The organism is Fibrobacter sp. UWB12, from assembly GCF_900142485.1.
In the GTDB taxonomy this organism is placed as follows: domain Bacteria; phylum Fibrobacterota; class Fibrobacteria; order Fibrobacterales; family Fibrobacteraceae; genus Fibrobacter.
Genome location: NZ_FRAZ01000021.1, coordinates 1 through 1,125, shown reverse-complemented (window position 1 = coordinate 1,125; position 1,125 = coordinate 1). Strand labels below are relative to the sequence as shown.

The 1,125-nt window shown below is 51.9% G+C and carries 2 protein-coding genes; both read right to left on the bottom strand.

What is annotated here, in order from left to right; all coding sequences use genetic code 11:
- Positions 1-7 precede the first annotated feature (7 nt).
- Entirely contained in the window at positions 8-802 is a 795-nt protein-coding gene (locus BUA34_RS15565; protein WP_072831189.1) for an IS3 family transposase, read from the bottom strand.
- 26 nt (positions 803-828) lie between these two features.
- Positions 829-1,125, bottom strand: a 297-nt coding sequence (locus BUA34_RS15560; RefSeq protein ID WP_139255969.1) for a helix-turn-helix domain-containing protein, incomplete at its 5' end; no start/stop codon positions are given.

Below are 1,125 nucleotides of genomic sequence, written 5' to 3'. Positions count from 1 at the left end.
TTTAAAGTTAGGATAAAATTGAGTTATGAGTCCGGTATTGTACCGGGCTCATTCCTTTTAGGCGCAGTTTTATCCGGTCGTTGTTGTAGTATTCGATATACTTCCTCAGCTCCTGTTTGAAGTGGTCCATGTTCCTGAACGTGTTCGGGTAGAGAAGTTCCGACTTCATTATCCCGAAGAAGTTCTCCATCATGGCGTTGTCCAGGCAGTTTCCCTTGCGGCTCATGCTCTGGACGATGTTGTGGTCCTTCAGCGATTTCTGGTAGCCGTAATGCTGGTAATGCCAGCCCTGGTCGGAGTGCAGCATTAGTCCCGCCTTGACTTCCCTCGCCGCGTAAGCCCGATCCAGCATCTCCATGACCATCCTGAGATCTGGATGGTCCGATATCGTGTAGCTCACGATTTCACCGTTGTACATGTCCAGTATTGGCGACAGGTAGCACTTGTCCATGCCGATGTTTATCTGCGTCACGTCGGTAGTCCACTTCTGATTGGGTCCGGTCGTGGAGAAGTCGCGGTTCACTATGTTCGGGGCCGTCTTGCCGACCTCGCCCTTGTACGAACGGTACTTGTTCCGTTTGCGGACGTTCTTCAGAAGTTCCTCCCGCATGATCCTGCAGATGGTCTTGTGGTTGATTCGGAAGCCTTCGTTCCTGAGCTGCGAATCGATTCTGCGGTAGCCGTAACAGCCCCTGTTCTGTGCGTGTATCGACCTTATCCGTTCACGTTCTTTCGCATAGCGGTCGGCCCTTTGGCGCAGGTGGTAGTAGTATGTGGAGCGGGATAGTCCGCTTGCCTTCAGGAGATGTTTAAGCGCGTACTTGCAGCTCAGTTCTCGGACGACCTGGGCCCTATACCGAACATCTCGGCATTTACTTCCTGGTCTAGGGCCTTCAATTTTTTTAGGTAGGCGTTCTCCGCTTTCAGGTACTCGTTCTCTTCCCTGAGTCGTTCAAGTTCGCTCATTCCATTGCTGCTTTTCTTCGGCTTCGGCATCTTCGGGGGCCTCCCTCTTGGCTTTATGGCTAGCAGTTCCTCGTATCCGCCGTGACGGTATTTCCGCAACCATTTTTTCAGACAGCAGAAACTCAAGTCGTACTTGGCGACGGTTTCCGCATAAGATAG